Annotated in this window: 15 protein-coding genes; all 15 read right to left on the minus strand. The window is 68.8% G+C overall.

Features of this window, described 5'->3' with window-relative positions; all coding sequences use genetic code 11:
- Positions 1-3: 3 nt before the first annotated feature.
- Positions 4-1,953 carry a primosomal protein N' family DNA-binding protein gene (locus AC3ANJ_RS09140; protein ID WP_488319186.1) on the minus strand — a complete coding sequence of 650 codons (1,950 nt, stop codon included), beginning with the start codon at positions 1,951-1,953 and terminating at the stop codon, positions 4-6.
- Positions 1,953-3,149 carry a methionine adenosyltransferase gene (gene metK / locus AC3ANJ_RS09145; RefSeq protein WP_406250438.1) on the minus strand — a complete coding sequence of 399 codons (1,197 nt, stop codon included), beginning with the start codon at positions 3,147-3,149 and terminating at the stop codon, positions 1,953-1,955. The genes AC3ANJ_RS09140 and metK overlap by 1 nt, the downstream gene beginning before the upstream one ends.
- Before the next feature lie 16 nt (positions 3,150-3,165).
- Entirely contained in the window at positions 3,166-3,423 is a 258-nt protein-coding gene (gene rpoZ / locus AC3ANJ_RS09150; protein ID WP_120228631.1) for a DNA-directed RNA polymerase subunit omega, read from the minus strand.
- A gap of 65 nt (positions 3,424-3,488) precedes the next feature.
- Positions 3,489-4,397, minus strand: a complete 909-nt coding sequence (gene gmk / locus AC3ANJ_RS09155; RefSeq protein WP_488319187.1) for a guanylate kinase — start codon at positions 4,395-4,397, stop codon at positions 3,489-3,491.
- Entirely contained in the window at positions 4,390-5,232 is an 843-nt protein-coding gene (pyrF, locus tag AC3ANJ_RS09160; protein ID WP_488319254.1) for an orotidine-5'-phosphate decarboxylase, read from the minus strand. The genes gmk and pyrF overlap by 8 nt, the downstream gene beginning before the upstream one ends.
- Positions 5,232-8,519 (minus strand): carbamoyl-phosphate synthase large subunit, encoded by a 3,288-nt coding sequence (gene carB, locus AC3ANJ_RS09165; RefSeq protein ID WP_488319188.1) that lies wholly within the window; start codon positions 8,517-8,519, stop codon positions 5,232-5,234. Before carB ends, pyrF begins: the two co-directional genes overlap by 1 nt.
- Positions 8,519-9,661, minus strand: a complete 1,143-nt coding sequence (gene carA / locus AC3ANJ_RS09170; protein WP_488319189.1) for a glutamine-hydrolyzing carbamoyl-phosphate synthase small subunit — start codon at positions 9,659-9,661, stop codon at positions 8,519-8,521. Before carA ends, carB begins: the two co-directional genes overlap by 1 nt.
- Positions 9,658-10,164: a PH-like domain-containing protein gene (locus tag AC3ANJ_RS09175; protein ID WP_406250431.1), complete on the minus strand. Its 507-nt coding sequence runs from the start codon at positions 10,162-10,164 to the stop codon at positions 9,658-9,660. Before AC3ANJ_RS09175 ends, carA begins: the two co-directional genes overlap by 4 nt.
- Positions 10,161-11,465, minus strand: a complete 1,305-nt coding sequence (locus AC3ANJ_RS09180; protein ID WP_488319190.1) for a dihydroorotase — start codon at positions 11,463-11,465, stop codon at positions 10,161-10,163. The genes AC3ANJ_RS09175 and AC3ANJ_RS09180 overlap by 4 nt, the downstream gene beginning before the upstream one ends.
- Positions 11,462-12,427: an aspartate carbamoyltransferase catalytic subunit gene (locus AC3ANJ_RS09185; protein ID WP_488319191.1), complete on the minus strand. Its 966-nt coding sequence runs from the start codon at positions 12,425-12,427 to the stop codon at positions 11,462-11,464. Before AC3ANJ_RS09185 ends, AC3ANJ_RS09180 begins: the two co-directional genes overlap by 4 nt.
- Entirely contained in the window at positions 12,424-12,954 is a 531-nt protein-coding gene (gene pyrR / locus AC3ANJ_RS09190; RefSeq protein WP_488319192.1) for a bifunctional pyr operon transcriptional regulator/uracil phosphoribosyltransferase PyrR, read from the minus strand. The genes AC3ANJ_RS09185 and pyrR overlap by 4 nt, the downstream gene beginning before the upstream one ends.
- A 70-nt stretch (positions 12,955-13,024) precedes the next feature.
- Positions 13,025-13,258, minus strand: a complete 234-nt coding sequence (locus tag AC3ANJ_RS09195; RefSeq protein WP_488319193.1) for a hypothetical protein — start codon at positions 13,256-13,258, stop codon at positions 13,025-13,027.
- 210 nt (positions 13,259-13,468) lie between these two features.
- Complete coding sequence (locus AC3ANJ_RS09200; protein WP_488319194.1) at positions 13,469-15,046, minus strand: Rieske 2Fe-2S domain-containing protein; 1,578 nt, start codon at positions 15,044-15,046, stop codon at positions 13,469-13,471.
- Positions 15,047-15,129: 83 nt separating this feature from the next.
- On the minus strand, positions 15,130-17,175 hold the full coding sequence (locus tag AC3ANJ_RS09205; RefSeq protein ID WP_488319195.1) for a molybdopterin oxidoreductase family protein: 2,046 nt from the start codon (positions 17,173-17,175) through the stop codon (positions 15,130-15,132).
- Positions 17,176-17,213: 38 nt separating this feature from the next.
- Positions 17,214-18,815 carry an FAD-dependent oxidoreductase gene (locus tag AC3ANJ_RS09210; RefSeq protein ID WP_488319196.1) on the minus strand — a complete coding sequence of 534 codons (1,602 nt, stop codon included), beginning with the start codon at positions 18,813-18,815 and terminating at the stop codon, positions 17,214-17,216.

The following is an 18,815-nucleotide window of genomic DNA, read 5'->3' on the forward strand; positions in this document are numbered from 1 at the left end:
GGATCAGATCTCAGGTTCGAGGATATCGAGCCGCAGTGAGAGCGACGCTCTCGCGGGGCGGCCCTTGCCGCGTCTGCGCTGCACGCCGTCGGCGATCACCTGGGCGCGCAGTGCCGTGGCGACGGCCGAACCGGCTGCGTACTCGAAGCGGACGAGCGCTCGCACGCGTCCGTCGTCGTCGGCGAGCGGGACGGGTCCGAGGACGGCCTCCGACGGCACCCCGAGGGCGCGAACGGCCTCGATCGCGGTGCGCACCGAGTCGGAGGTCCCCTCCAATTGCGCGACACGGACCGTCGGCGGCATGTGCAGGGGGGCGCGAGCCTCCAGCTCGCTGCGGGCGTATCCGGAGTGGTTCCACGTCGCCAACGACACCGCCACCGGACCCTGGATGCCGACCAGATGCACCGGCGCACCCGGCGCGGCCAGCGCCGCGGCGTTGGACCACCAGCGCAGGCAGGACTCGCCGATGCGCAGATCCGGTGCCTGCAGCATCCGCGCGCCGTCCAGCAGCACGACGGCCCGATATCCGCCGTCGGCGAGAGGCTCGGCACCGCGGGTCGCGACCACGAGGCTCGGCTTGTCGTCGACGCGTTCGATGGGGTGCGTTCCGTCCGCCACGATGACGCGGATGCCGGGGAACGCGCGGCCCAGCTCATCGGCGGTCCTCTCGCTCCCGGACGATGCGAGGCGCAGCTTGGTCGACGAGCACTCCGGGCACGTCCAGGTGCGTGCGGCGCGACCGCACCATCCGCAGACGGGGACGGCACCGCGCGTGCGCGCGCCGAGCGGACCGGCGCACTGCGGACAGCGGGCTGGCCTTCGGCAGTCGGCGCAGACCAGGGACGGCGCGAACCCGGGGCGCGCGACCTGGATCAGCACCGGCCCTTCCGCTGCGGCATCGCGAGCCGAGCGGAACGCACTCGACGGCATCCGTGCACTGCCCTGCTCGAGCTCCTGCGGCGTGCTCAGCTGCACGCGGGGCAGCACGCGTCTGGCTGCGCGCACGTCCTGCAGCCAGCCGAGCTGCACCAGGCGCTCGACATCGCTGGTGCGCGTGTGTCCGGCGAACAGCAGGGCACTGCCCTCCTGCTCCTGGCGCAGCAGTGCGGCATCGCGCGCGTGCACATACGGAGCCAGGGGCTCGGACAGCAGCGGGTCCCCGTCGTCCCAGACGATCACGAGACCTGCCCGCATCGGCGCGTAGACGGCCGAGCGGTTGCCGATCACCACGCAGGGCGCATCCTCAAGGGTCCGCAAGAACGCGCGGTAGCGATCCGGATTGGTCTGGCGGGCATCGTGCCGGACAACGGAATCGGTCGGAAGGAGCCCTTCGAGCGCGCTGAGCGCGCGGTCGAGGTCGCGGTGGTCCGGCACGACGATGATCGTCGACCGGCCTGCCGCCAGGGTGTGGGCGGCAGCGGCGGCCAGGAGTCCGGTCCAGCCGGGTACTCCGTCATCGAGAACCGGAATCGCCTCGACGGCGGCGCGCCCCGAGCCGTCGAGAACGTCCCGCAGGCCCGCATACCGGTCGATCGCTTCGCCGGCCCTCTCGAGCGCCTCGGGCGAGGGCACCGGGACCTCGGCATCCGCGGTCCAGGCCTTCTCGACCCGCACCTGACGCTTCGGGATGACCAGTCGCAGGATGTCGGATGCCGACCCCGCCGCACGATCGGCTGTTCGACGGGCGAGCCGATACAGGGCGTCGGTCAGCACGGGGACCGACGAGACGATCGTGTCGATCTCGGAGAGCGGACGGTCGGCGTCGCTCTCCGCGTCGACCTCCACGATGTAGCCGTCGACGACGCGGCCGGCGGTGCGCAAGGGCACTTTGACGCGGACACCGGGTTCGACCTCACCCCGTTCGTCCGGCAGGGCGTAGTCGAACAGCCGATCCAACTGGGGAAGCGGCGAGTCCAGGAGCACGCGCGCGATGCGCCGGCTCTCCGCGGCCATCAGAGTCCGGCGGCGCGGCGCAGCTCTTCAGCGCGGTCTGTCCGCTCCCAGGTGAAGTTCGGGAGCTCGCGACCGAAGTGGCCGTATGCGGCGGTCTGGGCGTAGATCGGCCGCAGCAGATCGAGCTCCTCGATGATGGCCTGCGGCCTCAGATCGAAGACATCGGTGATCGCCTGCGTGATCGCCTCGTCGGCGATCCTGCCCGTGCCGAAGGTCTCGACGTACAGCCCGACCGGACGTGCCACTCCGATCGCGTACGCCACCTGTACCTCGATGCGGTCTGCGAGACCTGCGGCGACGGCGTTCTTCGCCACCCAGCGCATCGCATAGGCGCCGGAGCGATCGACCTTCGAAGGGTCCTTGCCACTGAACGCGCCACCGCCGTGACGTGCGGCACCGCCGTAGGTGTCGATGATGATCTTGCGGCCGGTGAGACCGGCATCCCCCTTGGGTCCGCCCGTGACGAACGGGCCGGCGGGGTTGATGTAGTAGGTGAGATCCGACGGGATGTCGAGGCCCGTCGAGGCGAGCACCGGGTCGATGACGTGCTCGCGCACCTGCGCCTGCAGCTCCTCCTGGGAGATGTCGGGGTGGTGCTGAGTCGAGACGACGACCGCATCGACCGTCTTCGGGGTGTAGCCGTCGTAGCCGAGCGTGACCTGCGTCTTGCCGTCAGGGCGCAGGTACGGCAGCAGACCCGAGCGGCGCACCTCTGTGAGGCGCTCGGCGATCCGGTGAGCCGTCCACCCCGCCATCGGCATGAGCTGCGGTGTCTCGTTGGTCGCGAAACCGAACATGATGCCCTGATCACCGGCGCCGAGGGCATCGCGCGCCTCGGTCGAGCTGCCGTCCCGGTGCTCCTGCGCCTGGTCGACGCCGTGGGCGATGTCGCCGGACTGCTCCCCCACGGAGACGCTCACACCGCAGGACGAACCGTCGAAGCCGGTCTCACTGGAGGTGTAGCCGATGCCGTTGACCACATCCCGCACGATCGTGGGGATGTCGACGTAGGCTTCGGTGCGGATCTCGCCGGCGACATGCACGAGGCCCGTCGTGACGAGCGTCTCCACCGCGACGCGAGAGTCTGGATCCTTCGCGATCAGGCCGTCGAGGATGCTGTCGGAGATCTGATCGCAGATCTTGTCGGGGTGGCCCTCGGTGACGGATTCGGACGTGAACAGGCGCAGTGCGGTCATGAAGGCTGTCGCGCTCTTACTCGGCGTGACGGATGCGCAGCTTGTCCTCGTTGATCTCGTGGAGCGCGATCGTGAGCGGCTTGTCCTCGACCGACGAGTCCACGAGCGGACCCACGTTGTCGAAGAGGTTGCCTTCGTGCAGATCGGAGTAGTAGTCGTTGATCTGGCGTGCGCGCTTGGACGCGTAGATGACCAGCTCGTACTTCGACTCGACCCTGTCGAGCAGGTTGTCGATGGGCGGGTCGATGATTCCGTTGGTGTGGTGTCCGGCCATGGTGGGACCTCCAGATCAGGCGACGGGATCGTCGCGAAGTCGAATCGGCGGGCGTGCGAGGATGCTCAGCGCGCAGTCGCCTCCGACAATTCTACGACCTCGCGGGCCGCCGAGGAGACATCCTCGTTCACAATCAGGTAATCGAACTCGCTTTGAGCGGCCAATTCCACCTTCGCGGTGCGCAGGCGACGGGCGCGCTCCTCCTCGTTCTCGGTGCCTCGGCCGACAAGTCGGTGCACGAGCTCGTCCCAGGACGGCGGGAGCAGGAAGATCAGCGTCGCGGACGGCTCGGCCGCTCGCACCTGCCGCGCGCCCTGCAGATCGATCTCGAGCAGGACCGTCTTCCCGGCCTCCAGAGCGGCGTCGATCGGTGCACGAGGCGTGCCGTAGCGGCTCTTGTTGTGCACGACGGCGTACTCGAGGAGTTCGCCGTCCGCGATGAGCCGATCGAACTCGGCGTCGTCGACGAAGTAGTAGTGCACGCCATCGACCTCGCCGGGGCGCGGTGCGCGCGTCGTGGCCGAGACCGACAGGTGGATCTCCGGGTGCGCCTCGCGGATGTGCGCGGCGACCGTGCCCTTGCCGACAGCCGTGGGGCCGGCGAGGACCAGCAGTCGACTGCGCCCGGCCCGCGGGCTGTGCGGAGGGAAGCGCTCGTCCAGCCAGGCCGTGAGAGCTTCGCGCTGCCGGATGCCGAGGCCGCCGAGCCGCTTGACCGGCGAGATGTGCAACTCTTCCAGGATGCGATCCTTCTTGCCGACTCCGATCGCCGGCAGCGCCAACAGGAAGTCGGTGACGCGGAACGAACCGGCGACGGACTCGGGATCGGCGACGGCCTTCGCGAGCACGGTCTGGGGAGCAGCGACCCGGGTCGTCAGATCGCGCTTGAGCGCTGCCCTGGCCCGACGTCGTTCGACGGCACGACGGGCGGCCGCGACGCGGTCCACGTCGGGAACGGCACGCTTCTCAGCCACCGAGCACCTCCCGATACCTCTCGGCAGCACGCCCGATCGCGTCGGTGAGAGCGTCAGGGCCCGCGGAGAGGATGCTGCGGCTCTCGCTCGCCAGCACCAGAGCGGCCTGAGCGCCGTAGCGGATGCGCAGATCGCCGGGACCTGCGCCCTGTGCGCCGAATCCGGGTCCGAGGATGGGCGCCGACGGGGTGAACGCGTCCAGCCCGGCCTCGGTCCAGTCGACGGTGGCGCCGATGACGAAGCCATTGCTCCCCCACTCACCCGCCGGCGTGATGGCGGCGTTGCGGGACGACACCTCCGCGATGACCGCAGCGGAGACCGTTCGTCCTTCGGCATCCGCTGCGCGCTGAATCGGCGCGGCATCCGGATTGCTCGTGGCGACGAGCACGAATGTGCCCTTGCCATGGCGGGCAGCCAGCTCGAACGTGGTGTCCAGTGCGCCGACGCCCAGGTAGGGGTTGACGGTCAGCGCGTCGGCCTCCAGCGGCGAGCCTGGGGTGAACCACGCTGCGGCGTAGGCGTCCATCGTCGTGCCGATGTCGCCGCGCTTGGCGTCGGCGATCACGAGCAGCCCTGCCGCGCGCGCCGCAGCGAGGACGTCCTCGAGGGCGGCGAAGCCCGCGGACCCGAAGCGTTCGAAGAACGACACCTGCGGCTTCACGACGCCGACACGACCAGTGGCCGCCTCCACGACGCGCAGACCGAACTCGCGCACGCCGTCGGCGCTCTGCCCGAGCCCCCAGGCGTCCAGCAGCGCCGCGTGCGGGTCGATGCCGACGCACAGCGGGCCGTACTGCGCCAGGGCTGCCCTGGTCCGCTCTCCGAAGCTCGTGATCACAGGGCGTTCTTCCGATCGATCGCGTATTCCTGAAGGCTTCGCACCTGGAAGCCCTCGTCGGCGGCATCCATTCCGCTCACAGCGGCACCCAGCACGGCCATGGTCGTGAACAGCGCCTTGTCTGCGGCGACGGCCGCCGCACGGATCTCGTAGCCGTCGGCGCGCGCCGCACCTCCGGACGGCGTGTTCACGACGATGTCGATCTCGCCGTCGTTGATGAGGTCGACGATGTTGCGCTCACCGCTGTCCTGGGTGTCGCTGTACTTCGCCACCACGGTCACCGGGATGCCGTTGCGCGACAGGATCTCCGCCGTGCCCTCGGTCGCCACCAGGGTGAAGCCGAGCTGGCGCAGCCGGTGCGCCGGGAGGATGACGGCCCGCTTGTCGGCGTCGGCGACCGAGATGAACACGGTGCCGGACGTCGGCAGCCCGCCGTAGGCCGCGGCCTGGCTCTTCGCGAACGCGGTCGGGAAGTCCTTGTCGATGCCCATGACCTCACCGGTCGAGCGCATCTCCGGGCCGAGCACGGAGTCGACGGTCTTGCCGTCGCGAGTGCGGAACCGCTTGAAGGGCAGGACAGCCTCCTTGACGGCCACCGGAGCATCCAGCGGCACCTGCGAACCGTCCTGGACCGGCAGCATCCCCTCGCTCTTCAGCTCGGCGATGGTCGCCCCGACCATGATCCGGCTGGCAGCCTTCGCCAGCGGGATCCCGAGCGCCTTCGAGACGAAGGGCACGGTGCGGCTGGCCCGAGGGTTGGCCTCGATGACATAGAGCACACCGGCGCTGATCGCGAACTGCACGTTGAGGAGCCCTCGGACTCCGACGCCCTCGGCGATCGCGAGCGTCGCCTTGCGCACGCGGTCGATGTCGCTGCGTCCGAGGGAGACCGGCGGCAGGGTGCAGCTGGAGTCGCCGGAGTGGATGCCTGCTTCTTCGAGGTGCTCCATGACACCGCCGATGTAGAGCTCGTGCCCGTCGTACAGGGCGTCGACGTCCAACTCGATCGCGTCATCGAGGAACCGGTCGACCAGCAGCGGCTTGCCCTGCTCGATGATGACCTCGCCGGCGGTGCGCACGAAGTAGTCGCGAAGACTCGCGGTGTCGTAGACGATCTCCATGCCGCGTCCGCCGAGCACGAAGCTCGGACGCACCAGCACCGGGTAGCCGATCTCCTCGGCGATGACCACGGCTTCGTCGGCGTCGATGGCGGTGCCGTGACGAGGCGCGATGAGCTCGGCCGCGTTCAGCAGCTGAGAGAACAGCTCGCGCTCCTCGGCGATGTCGATGGCCGCCGGGCTCGTGCCCAGCACGGTGTACCCGGCCGCCTCGATGCCCTTGGCCAGGCCGAGGGGCGTCTGCCCGCCGAGCTGGCACACCACGCCGAGGACGGTCCCGCTGGCGGCCTCGGCATCCAGCACCTCGAGGACGTCCTCGAGAGTGAGCGGCTCGAAGTAGAGCCGGTCGCTCGTGTCGTAGTCCGTCGAGACGGTCTCGGGGTTGCAGTTGACCATGACGGTCTCGTACCCGGCATCCGACAGCGCGAACGAGGCGTGCACGCAGGAGTAGTCGAACTCGACGCCCTGGCCGATCCTGTTCGGTCCCGAGCCGATGATGACGACCTTGGTCCGCTCGGACGGCGCGACCTCGGTCTCGAGGTCGTAGCTCGAGTAGTGGTACGGCGTCAGGGCAGGGAACTCGCCGGCGCAGGTGTCGACCGTCTTGTAGACCGGGCGGATGCCGAGGCCGTGACGCACGCCTCGGAGCTCGGCCTCGGTCACGCTGCGGAGCTCGGCGAGCTGCGCATCCGAGAAGCCGTGGTCCTTCGCGTAGCGGAGCGTGTCCGCGTCCAACTCGACAGCGGTGCGCACGGTCTCGGCGACCTCGTTGATCAGGACGATCTGGTCGAGGAACCACGGGTCGATCGCGGTCGCGTCGAAGGCCTGCTCGATCGTCGCGCCCTTGCGCAGCGCCTGCTGCAGGGTGACGATGCGGCCGTCCGTCGGCGTCTTCGAGATCTCCAGGAGTTCGTCGACGCTGCGCTCTTCGAGACCCCAGTGGAAGCTGGAGCCGCGCTTCTCGAGTGACCGAAGCGCCTTCTGCAGTGCGCTGGCGTAGTTGCGCCCGATGGCCATCGCCTCGCCCACCGACTTCATGGTGGTCGTCAGCGTCGGGTCGGCAGCGGGGAACTTCTCGAACGCGAAGCGCGGAACCTTCACCACGACGTAGTCGAGCGTCGGCTCGAAGCTCGCAGGTGTGACGCCGGTGATGTCGTTCGGGATCTCGTCGAGACGGTATCCCAGCGCGAGCTTGGCGGCGAGCTTGGCGATCGGGAATCCGGTCGCCTTGGAGGCCAGCGCGCTCGAGCGGGAGACACGAGGGTTCATCTCGATGACGATGATGCGCCCGTCCTCGGGGTTCACTGCGAACTGGATGTTGCAGCCGCCGGTGTCGACGCCGACCGCGCGGATGATGTCGATGCCGATGTCGCGCAGCTTCTGGTACTCGCGGTCGGTGAGCGTCAGTGCCGGCGCGACCGTGATCGAGTCGCCGGTGTGCACACCCACAGGGTCGACGTTCTCGATCGAGCAGACGACGACCGTGTTGTCGGCCGTGTCGCGCATGAGCTCGAGCTCGTACTCCTTCCAGCCGAGGATCGACTCCTCGAGCAGCACCTCGTTGGTCGGCGAGTCGTGCAGACCGGCACCGCCGATGCGGCGGAGATCGGTCTCGTCGTAGGCGAAGCCGGAACCGAGCCCGCCCATCGTGAAGCTCGGGCGGACCACGAGGGGGTAGCCGAGCTTCTCGGCCCCAGCGATCAGCTCGTCCATCGTGTGGCAGATGACGGATGCCGCGACATCCGCTCCTGCGTCCAGGACCAGCTGCTTGAAGATCTGGCGATCCTCGCCCTTCTTGATGGCCTCGACCTTGGCGCCGATGAGTTCGACGTCGTACTTGGCGAGGATGCCGCGTTCGTCCAGCGCCATGGCGGCGTTCAGCGCGGTCTGGCCTCCCAGGGTCGGCAGGATCGCGTCAGGACGCTCCTTGGCGATGATCGTCTCGATCACCTCCGGGGTGATCGGCTCGATGTAGGTCGCGTCGGCGAAGTCGGGGTCGGTCATGATCGTCGCCGGATTGGAGTTGACGAGGATGACGCGGATGCCCTCTTCGCGCAGGACGCGGCAGGCCTGGGTGCCGGAGTAGTCGAACTCGCATGCCTGACCGATGACGATCGGGCCGGAGCCGATGACGAGTACGGAGCGGATGTCGTCGCGCTTGGGCATTACTTGGCGTCCTTGTTCTCGCGGACGAGCTCCGCGAACCGATCGAAGAGGTAGTTGGCATCGTGCGGGCCGGCGGCGGCCTCGGGGTGGTACTGCACGGAGAATGCCGGGATGTCGAGGGCGCGCAGCCCCTCGACGACGTTGTCGTTGAGGCCCACGTGGCTGACCTCGACACGACCGTAGCCCGCAGGGCTGTCGAAGACCCCCTCGAGGGGTGCGTCGACGGCGAAGCCGTGGTTGTGCGCGGTGATCTCGACGCGGCCCGTGGCCTTGTCGCGCACCGGCTGGTTGATGCCGCGGTGCCCGAAGGGCAGCTTGTACGTGCCGAGGCCGAGGGCACGGCCCAACAGCTGGTTGCCGAAGCAGATGCCGAAGAACGGCAGCTTGTCGTCCAGCACCGATCGCAGCAGGTCGACGTGTCCGTCGGAGGCCGCGGGGTCGCCGGGTCCGTTCGAGTAGAACACCGCGACGGGCTCGATCGCGCGGATCTCTTCGATCGTGGTCGTCTGCGGGAGCACGTGCACCTCGAAACCGCGAGCGGCGAGGTTGTCGACCGTGGCCTGCTTGACGCCGAGGTCGAGCACGGCGAGGTTGCCGAGCTTCTCCCCCACGGCCGCCGTCACCGCGGCAGCCTCCACCGACACTTCGGCCGACAGGTTGCGGCCGGCCATCTGCGGGGCCTCCTGCACGATGCGCAGCTGCTCCTCGGCATCCAGTCCTGCGGCGTCCCCGGAGAAGATGCCGCCGCGCATGGATCCGGCGGAGCGGATGTGGCGGGTGATCGCGCGGGTGTCGATGCCGCTGATGCCGACGATGCCGTCGCGCTCGAGCGTGTCGTCGAGCGAGGTGTCCGCGCGCCAGTTCGAGACGACGCGCGAAGGGTCGCGCACGATGTAACCGGCGACCCAGATCCGGCGGGACTCGGGGTCCTCGTCGTTCATGCCGGTGTTGCCGATGTGCGGCGCGGTCTGCAGCACGATCTGCCCGGCGTAGGACGGGTCGGTCAGGGTCTCCTGGTAGCCGGACATGCCCGTGGCGAAGACGACCTCGCCGAGAGTCGTTCCGCGCGCGCCGTATGCGCGGCCGCGGTGGCGTGACCCGTCCTCGAGGACGAGCACGGCCGGTTCGGGAAGATGAGTCATGATGTGGCTCCCGTCTTGGGGGCCGCGATGAGCGGCCGCAGTTCGGAGATGAGATGTGCCGGGTCACCGGTGGTGACGCGGAGGTACGAGTCGACCGGGTGGGCGTCGGCGACGTCCCAGACGATCTTGACGAGGCCGTCCGGTTCGACGACCCTGTCGATCGTCACGGTCGCGCGGTCGACGGCCTGCAGACGGTCCCTGCTGAGGAACACGGTCGGCGCGCCATCCAGGCACAGCGCGACGCCGCGGTCCGTCACGGCGATCTCGCCGCGTGCGCGGTAGGTCAGCGGTGAGATCGCCAGGCGCTCGAGCGGCTCGTCGTGCTTCGTCGTGGAGACGTACAGCACTTCGTGCCGCGCACGCACTTCGGCGTGCTCAGGCACTCCGAGCGGCGCCGTGAGGCCCGAGTCGCGACGCAGGCGCCGACGCCAGGCGAAGAACATCGCCAGCAGGATGCCGAGTGCGATGAGTCCGGTGAGGAGGAACAGGAGATCGCGGGTCACTTCGTCTTCAGCTCCTCGACGAGCACGCCGTCGGCGACGGTCGTCGTGCCGCGGTGGATCGTCCACTGCACGCGGCCAGGCAGGTCCCGGCCGAGGTACGGCGAGTTCACACTGCGCCCGTGCAGATCGGCCTCGGTGAAGACACCGGGCACCGAAGGGTCGTAGAGCGTGACGTTCGCCGGAGCACCGGCCTCGAGCGCACCGAAGCCGTCCAGGCGTCCGATGCGCGCGGGGTTCGCGCTCATCACGCGTGCGACATCGGCCCATTCCAGCAGCCCCGTTGCGACCATCGACTGGTGCACCACGCGCAGGGCGCTTTCGAGACCGACCATGCCGTTGGCAGCGGCCTGCCACTCGCAGGCCTTGTTCTCGCTCGGGTGCGGCGCATGGTCGGTGGCGACGATGTCGATCGTGCCGTCGGCAAGGCCTTCGCGCACCGCGAGGACGTCCTCTTCACGGCGCAGCGGCGGATTGACCTTGTAGCGGGCGTCGTAGCCGCGGACCAGCTCATCCGTCAGGAGCAGGTGATGCGGCGTGACCTCGGCGGTCACGGCGATGCCGCGCTTCTTCGCCCAGCGGATGATGTCGACGGAGCCTGCCGTCGAAAGATGGCAGACGTGCAGGCGCGAACCGACGTGCTCGGCGAGCAGCACGTCGCGGGCGATGATCGACTCCTCGGCGACGGCGGGCCAGCCGGCGAGGCCGAGTTCGGCCGAGACGGTGCCCTCGTTCATCTGAGCGCCCTCGGTGAGCCGCGGGTCCTGCGCGTGCTGCGCTATCACGCCGTCGAAGCTCTTCACGTATTCGAGAGCACGACGCATGATGAGCGAGTCCCACACGCAGATTCCGTCGTCGCTGAAGACGCGGACCTTGGCCCGAGACGTCGCCATCGCCCCGAGTTCGGCGAGACGCTCGCCCTTCTGTCCCACGGTCACGGCCCCGATCGGCTGCACCGTGGCATAGCCGGCGGCCTCGCCCAGGGCGAGCTCCTGCTCGACGACGCCGGCTGAATCGGCGACGGGCGAGGTGTTGGGCATCGCGAAGACCGCGGTGAAGCCCCCAGCGGCTGCGGCGCGCGTGCCGGAGAGCACTGTCTCGGATGCCTCATAACCCGGCTCGCGCAAGTGGGTGTGCAGGTCGACGAGGCCAGGAAGGGCGACGAGCCCAGCCGCATCGATCGTGCGGGCGCCCGCGCGGCTGAGACCCGAACCGATCTCGGCGATGACGCCGTTCTCGATCACGATGTCGGCGCTGTCGCGCCCGAGCAACTGGACGCCTGCGATGACGAGGGTCTGGCTCATTTCACTTCCCCTCGTTCGTCTTCGCGCTCCCCCGCCAGCAGCAGATAGAGCACGGCCATTCGTACGGAGACGCCGTTCGTGACCTGCTCCAGCACCGTGGAGCGGTCGGAGTCGGCGGCCTCGGACGAGATCTCCAGGCCCCGATTCATGGGGCCAGGATGCATCACAATGCTACCGTCCGGCAGTCCTGCTGCGCGCACGGCATCGAGCCCCCAGCGACGGGAATACTCCCGCTCACTGGGGAAATACGCGGCGTTCATCCGCTCCAGTTGGATGCGCAGCATCATCACGGCATCCGGGCCGTCGGCCAGAGCCTCGTCGAGGTCGTAACGGACGCGCACCGGCCACAGCGACACGTTCTGCGGGATCAGCGTCGGCGGGGTCACCAGCGTGACCTCTGCCCCGAGCGTCGTCAGCAGCCAGACGTTCGATCGCGCCACGCGCGAGTGCAGCACGTCCCCGACGATCACGACGCGGATGCCGGACAGATCCCTGCCACGGCTGTCGGCGCCGAAGCGGCGCTTGCGGATCGTGAACGCGTCCAGAAGCGCCTGGGTCGGATGCTCGTGCGTCCCGTCGCCGGCATTGACGACGCCGGCGGTGATCCAACCGCTCGTGGCGAGCGTCCGAGGCGCGCCCGAGGCGCCGTGGCGGATGACGACGGCATCCGCTCCCATAGCCTGCAGCGTCTGGGCGGTGTCTTTCAGGCTCTCGCCCTTGGAGACGCTGGAGCCCTTCGCCGCGAAGTTGATGACGTCGGCGGAGAGGCGCTTGGCTGCGGCCTCGAACGAGATCCGCGTCCGGGTCGAGTCCTCGAAGAAGAGATTCACGACGGTCTTGCCGCGCAGCGTCGGGAGCTTCTTCACCTCGCGGGACTGCGTGTCGGACATGTCCTCGGCGACGTCGAGGATCCGCAGTGCGGTCGTCCGGTCGAGGGTCTGGGTGTCGAGCAGGTGCCTCATGCTTCGATCGTCACCTCTTCGGCGCCGTCGTACTCGAACAGGCGCACGTTCACGCGCTCCTGGCGCGACGACGGGATGTTCTTGCCGACGAAGTCCGGCCGGATCGGCAGTTCGCGGTGGCCGCGGTCGACGAGGATCGCGAGTCGAACCACCGAGGGGCGTCCGATCGACTGGATCGCGTCCAGCGCCGCGCGGATGCTGCGTCCGGAGAAGAGGACGTCGTCCACGAGGACCACGGTCCTGCCGTCGATGCCGCCGGCAGGGATCTCGGTCGGCCGCGGCGAGCGGGTCGGATGCTTGGCGAGATCGTCCCGGAACAGGGTGACGTCGAGCGCGCCGACCGGAACAGGCTGCTGGGCGATGTCGCTGATGAGTGCGCCCAGCCGTTCGGCGAGGGCGACGCCGCGAGTGGGAATCCCCAGGAGGACCAGATCGGTCGCTCCGCGGTTGGATTCCAGGATCTCGTGGGCTATGCGGGTCAGAGCCCGCGAGATGTCGGCTTGCTGCAGCACGGTGCGCGTGCTCATCCGCCGCTCCCTTCTCCGCCTCACAGGACGGTGTTAAAGGTTGCTCGTGATCTCAGTCTAGCGGAGGCCCTCACGCGCCGAGGACGGTGACACCTGCCCCGCTGTCGTCACGTGTCTCTGAACACGGACGATACAGCCGAATTCGGGTGACGTGCCGACGCGGGTCCGTCACCGCGACGACCGGAAGCTCGGCCAGGCGGCCGGTCCCCCGCAGTCGGGCCGTCGCCCACTCCGCCGCGCTGGCCTGGAACCACATGCTCGCACCGACCAGGACGACGAATGCGCACGCGAGGAGCATGAGCACGACCGCCCACCATGGGGTGCCATCAGAAAGCTCAGGCCGATGCCCACTGCTCCGACGAGAGCGATCAGGACACCCGCGATGCGCTGACCCACGGCGCCGCGATGCCCCATGAGTTCAACCTGGGTCCAGTCGGCGTGCACGTGCGGGGCGTCGGACATGGCACCACTCTAGAGAGCGCTCCGCCCACGACGCCACGACGGCGTCGGGAACTCACGCCCCCAGGCGCAGCGCCTCATCGGTGACGTCGTCGATCTTCGTGGCGCGGATCTCGTGGCCGGCCGTCGACAGGCACTTGCCGGTCTTCAGGTCCCACTTCCAGTCGTGCATGCTGCACGTCAGGACGCCGTCCTCGTCGATCTTGCCCGTGCGGGTGAGGTCTGCGCGCAGGTGCGGGCAGCGACGCTGCACGACCCAGTCGCCGATCTCGGCATCCTCGGTCTGATCGGTCTGCTCCTGGTACCAGTTCTCGACGTACTCGATCCGGTCGACCGAGAGGCACTTGAGGAACGTCGTGAGGAACTCGTTGAACTTGCCGCTGCGGCCCACCGAGAACTGCATCGACAGGAAGATCGAGTTCGACCAGTCGATCTCGTGATCCCGGATGTTCGTGGAGACGAGATCAGCGGGGATCGTGTACCAGTAGATGCACTCCTCCCCCGCGTACTCGCGGACCTTCGCCTTCGGGAAGTCCACGACCATGTCCAGCTCGCCGATGCGGAACCGGACGCAGCCGCCGACGCCGAGTCGGATGGTGCGCGACTTCTTCAGCAGCGGCTCCCACCACTCCTTGATCGCCTGGAGCATCTCGGCCGGTGGAATGACCGCGGCACGCGAGGCCTCTTCGTCTCGGATCTCCTGCTGACGCGATGCGCGCTGCGACTCCAGATAGTCCCACTTCTCGTCGAAGATGTGAGCGATCTCGGCATCCGAATACAGGGTCTGCTCGGAGGAGACCTCTCCGTCTGTCACCGTGACGACCGTACCGGGGACGAACAGTTGGCCGTCGTACTGCGGCGCCAGCTCGTTCATGTACGCCAGGAACTGCTTCTGGTCAGTGAAGATCGACTCGCCGTTGCGGCCGAGGCCGTTGAAATCGAACAGATCGTCACGGAGGAACATCGGCGGGCCGGCCATCGGAAACACGTGCGGCGCGTCGACCTTCTCGATGTAGTACATCGCGCGCTTGTTCTGCGCATCGCGCTTGAGCTGAGCGAAGTTCTGCTTGGCATCCAGCGGCAGGTCGTAGACCATGGGCCACCAGATGGCACCGGACACCTGCGTGAAGTAGGCGTCCGGCTTGCCGAAGCCGAGCAGTTTCTCGAGATCCAGAGGGTGCGAGTCGTTCTGGTTGAGCACGGACCCCGTGCCGTCGTCGACGCTCAGCGACGAGTCGCCGATCGGACCGTCGCTGGGAGCCCGGAGCGGCGTGATCATGATCTTCAGATCGCCCCGCTGGATGATCTCACCCGCCGGCGCGTACGTGATGTTCGTGTAACCGAGCCCACGGATGTCCTGCTCGAGCTCGTCGGTCGGGTACTCCGGCAGCAGTACCTCGATGTCCTTGCGGATGTAGCGCTCGAGCAGCCGCGGGTCGAAGTGATCGCGGTGCCGGTGGGAGATGTAGAGGAAATCGGCCTCGCCGCCGAACTTCTCCCAGTCGAGCCCGCGGTTGTCGGGGAACGGGAACCAGGAGCCGAAGAAGGAGGGACCGAGAACAGGGTCGCAGATGATGTTCCCGCCGACCGTCTCGATGAACATCCCGGCGTGGCCGAGTCCCGTGATCCGCATACTGTTTCCTCCCGAACTGGACCGACCGAGTCTACCCGCCGGGCGCTGGAAGGCACCCGAAGCAGAGCCGGGCATAACGCTCGTCAGGGAGCAGGCAGTACGCGCACGACCGACCGCTTGAACTCCGGCATGGCCGAGATCGGATCCGTCGCCGCGATCGTCAAGAGGTTCGCCGAGTGCTCGTCCGGGTAATGGAAAGGCAGGAACACCGTGTCCGGTCGGATGCCGTTGTCGGTGACGACCTCGGCGGTGACGGATCCTCGAGCGTTCACGAGCACGATGCTGTCTCCGTCGTGCATCCCACGGTCTGCCGCGGTCGCGGGGTGCAGGGTCGCCTCCAGTGCCGGTCGCGCCGCGACCAGCTCGGTCACTCGCCGGGTCTGCGCGCCGGACTGGTAGTGCTCCAGCAGGCGGCCGGTGATGAGCGTCAGCTCGTCGCCGACGGCGGGAGCCTCCGGCTTGGACCGCACCGATACGGCGACGATCCGCGCGAGCCCGTCCGGATGCCGGTATCCGTCGAGCACCGGCCGTGGCGTCCCGTGGGAACCCGCGGGATAAGGCCAGAACGCGTCGATCTCGGCATCCAGCACCGCGTGGCTGAGCCCGGAGTAATCGGCGACGCCGCCAGCCGACGCCCGCGCGAGCTCGTCGAACACGATCGCCGGATCGAGGTCGTACGTTCCGGGCGCATCCAGGCGTCGTGCGAGCTCGGCGAGGATCCACAGCTCGCTGCGGACCCCGTCCGGTGCGGGCAGCGCCTGACGGCGGCGGATGACCCGCCCTTCCAGGTTCGTCATCGTGCCCTCCTCCTCCGCCCACTGAGTCACGGGAAGCACGACGTCCGCCATGGCTGCCGTCTCGGAGAGGAAGAAATCGCACACGACCAGGAGGTCCAGCTGCGTCATGCGGGCACGGACGGCCCCGGCATCGGGGGCCGAGATCACCGGGTTCGAGCCGTGCACGAGCAGGGCCCGGATGCCGTCGTCCTCGCCGATCGACTCCAGCAGCTGCACGGCGGGAAGACCCGCACCGGGGATGTCCTCCGGCGACACGCCCCAGACTGCGGCGACGTGCGCCCTGGCATCCGGATCGGTGATCTTGCGGTAGCCGGGGAGCTGGTCGCACTTCTGACCGTGTTCTCGGCCGCCCTGGCCGTTGCCCTGACCCGTGAGCGTGCCGTATCCGCTGCCCGGCCGGGTCGGAAGGCCGAGGATCAGGGCGAGGTTGATCGCCGCGGTGGCCGTATCCGTGCCGTTCGAATGCTGCTCCACGCCGCGTCCGGTGAGGATGAAGGTGTTCCCTCCCGCGGCAAGGCGCCGCGCGACGCGGCGCAGGAGGTCCACCGGAACGCCCGTGACCTGCTGCACTCGCGCAGGCCACCACCCGGAGACGCTGCGCCGCAGCGCGTCGAATCCGATGGTCCAGCGCTCGACCGAGGCCTCGTCGTACAGCCGGTCCGCGATCACGATGTGGGTCAGACCGAGCAGCAGTTCGAGATCCGTGCCCGGCGCCGGCGCCAAGTGGATTCCCTGACCCTCGTCGGTCAGCCGTACCGTGGAGCTGCGCCGCGGGTCGACGATGATCAGGCCGCCGGCCTCGCGAACACCGGCCAGGTGCGACAGGAACGGCGGCATGGTGTCTGCGACGTTCGAGCCGAGCATCAGTACGGTGTGCGCGTCGTCGAGATCGGTCAGCGGAAAAGGCAGCCCCCGGTCGATCCCGAAAGCCCGGTTCGCGGCCGCGGCGGCCGATGACATGCAGAACCGGCCGTTGTAGTCGATACGGGAGGTGCCGAGCGCGATCCTTGCGAACTTGCCCAGCTGATAGGCCTTCTCGTTCGTGAGTCCGCCCCCTCCGAAGACGCCGATCGCGTCCCGCCCCGACTCGGCCTGCAGGCGACGGATCGTCGAGACGAGGAGATCGAGGGCCTCCTCCCAGGTCGCCTCGACGAGCATCCCGTCCGCGCCCCGCACGAGCGGCTGCGTGAGCCGGTCTGGTGCGTCGAGCAGGGTCGAGGAGGTCCACCCCTTCTTGCAGAGCCCACCGCGGTTCGTCGGGAAGTCGCGCCCGGCCACGGTCATGGACGGGTCGGATGCCGCGGCATCCGACGCCCGAGGGGTGAGCGTCATGGCGCACTGGAGCGCACAGTAAGGACAATGAGTGCTCGTCATGCGCGTGCGGCCTCCGCGAGGGCGAATCGTTCGATCAGTTCGGTCAGGCGCGGCTTGCATCCGCCGCAGCCGGTACCAGCCCTGGTGTCGCGACCGAGGCAGGCCACGGTGTCGTTGCCCGCGGCGATCGAGTCGGTGATGCGCTGAACGTCGACGCCGTTGCACGAGCAGACTTTGGATGTCGGGGCGAAGGGGTCGGAACCGGCGCCGACGTCGTCCGCACCGTCCAGGCGCAGCAGCAGCGAACGATCGGAGGGCAGTTCGCCCTGCCGGTCGTACAGCAGCGTCAGCTCGGCGGCCGTGCGCGGCATCCCGACACAGGCGAACGCGTCCAGCACGCCGTCGACGGTGACCATTTTCACGTACCGGCCGTGCTGCGCGTCGGCCCACTGCGCCACGTGCCGGTGCGGATCGCCGGCGTGCGGCGTGTCCCAGATGTCTATGTCGAGGTCGCCGACCGCGACCACGTCGATGCCTTCGTCCTTCAGCATCACGACGGCGTCCTTCTCCCCCGGCGCCGGCTCGGAGTGCGGCGCGCCTGTCGCGTCCGCGACGAGCCATCCGGCCAGCCAGGACGCCTGGCGCCACCCCGGCCCGATCAGGCCGGACGGCGCACCGGGCAGGCGCGAGAGCGCCTCGTTCTCGGGCGTACGCGCGAGGACATGCGCGCAGTCGCCGATCGCGTACACGTCGTCGTCGCTCCAGGAACGCAGCCGTTCGTCGACGATGACACCGGCCGCCGTGCGCATGCCTGCGAGAGTGGCCAGCTCCGTGCGAGCCCCGACACCGCAGGAGAGCACCAGCAGATCTCCTCGGACGTAGTTTCCGTCTGCGGTGACCACGGCATCGAACGCGCGTACGCCGTCCGCGGCGTCGTGGAACGCGATCGCCTCCGCGCGGCTGTGCGCGTACATCGTGATGCCGCGGACTTTCAGCGCCCTGGCCAGCACCGTTCCTGCGCCGCGATCGAGGTTGCGGGGCATCGGCGTCGGCCCGTGGTGCAGCACGCCGACCTCCGCACCCGCATCGGCGGCCAGCAGCGCGAACTCGAGGCCGAGCACGCCTGCGCCGAGCACGATGATGCGCGCTTTCGCTTCGACGGCCCGCCGGACGCGCTCGGCATCGGCGAGGTCGCGCAGCACTGTGACACCGACGGGGAGTCGCGCGTCCGATCCGATGACGGCGGTCCCTGCGCGCCCCAGAGACGCCTCGTCGTAGCGGGGACGTTCCAGCCCGGCGAGAGTCGGCACGTTCGCCCTCGCGCCGGTCGCCAGCACCAACCGGTCGTAGTCGACCCGCTCTCCGCTGTCGAGCTCGACCAGCTTGGCAGCGCGGTCGATGCCGACGACGCGTGCTCCGAGCACGACCCTCGCACCGGCGGCCGTGCTGTCCGCCGGGTCGTGCAGGACGATCCCGTCGTGATCAGCCCTCGCTGCGGCGAGTTCGGCGATCAGCACGCGGTTGTAGGGAGCATGCTGCTCTGCGCCGATGACCGTCAGCTGGATCGTGCCGTCCTCGACGGCCGGGAGGAGGTCTTCGCACAGCCGCGCCCCGACCGGACCGAACCCGACGACGACGACGCGCAAGGACGTCGGCAC

It is taken from the genome of Microbacterium sp. STRO-1N (assembly GCF_057748015.1).

Excerpts from the sequence above, each read along its gene's own strand:
- AC3ANJ_RS09185 (WP_488319191.1), bottom strand. The coding sequence starts at position 12,427 with ATGAGGCACCTGCTCGACACCCAGACCCTCGACCGGACGACCGCACTG.
- metK (WP_406250438.1), bottom strand. The coding sequence starts at position 3,149 with ATGACCGCACTGCGCCTGTTCACGTCCGAATCCGTCACCGAGGGCCAC.
- AC3ANJ_RS09180 (WP_488319190.1), bottom strand. The coding sequence starts at position 11,465 with ATGAGCCAGACCCTCGTCATCGCAGGCGTCCAGTTGCTCGGGCGCGAC.
- pyrR (WP_488319192.1), bottom strand. The coding sequence starts at position 12,954 with ATGAGCACGCGCACCGTGCTGCAGCAAGCCGACATCTCGCGGGCTCTG.
- carB (WP_488319188.1), bottom strand. The coding sequence starts at position 8,519 with ATGCCCAAGCGCGACGACATCCGCTCCGTACTCGTCATCGGCTCCGGC.
- carA (WP_488319189.1), bottom strand. The coding sequence starts at position 9,661 with ATGACTCATCTTCCCGAACCGGCCGTGCTCGTCCTCGAGGACGGGTCA.
- AC3ANJ_RS09140 (WP_488319186.1), bottom strand. The coding sequence starts at position 1,953 with ATGGCCGCGGAGAGCCGGCGCATCGCGCGCGTGCTCCTGGACTCGCCG.
- AC3ANJ_RS09205 (WP_488319195.1), bottom strand. The coding sequence starts at position 17,175 with ATGACGCTCACCCCTCGGGCGTCGGATGCCGCGGCATCCGACCCGTCC.
- rpoZ (WP_120228631.1), bottom strand. The coding sequence starts at position 3,423 with ATGGCCGGACACCACACCAACGGAATCATCGACCCGCCCATCGACAAC.
- AC3ANJ_RS09200 (WP_488319194.1), bottom strand. The coding sequence starts at position 15,046 with ATGCGGATCACGGGACTCGGCCACGCCGGGATGTTCATCGAGACGGTC.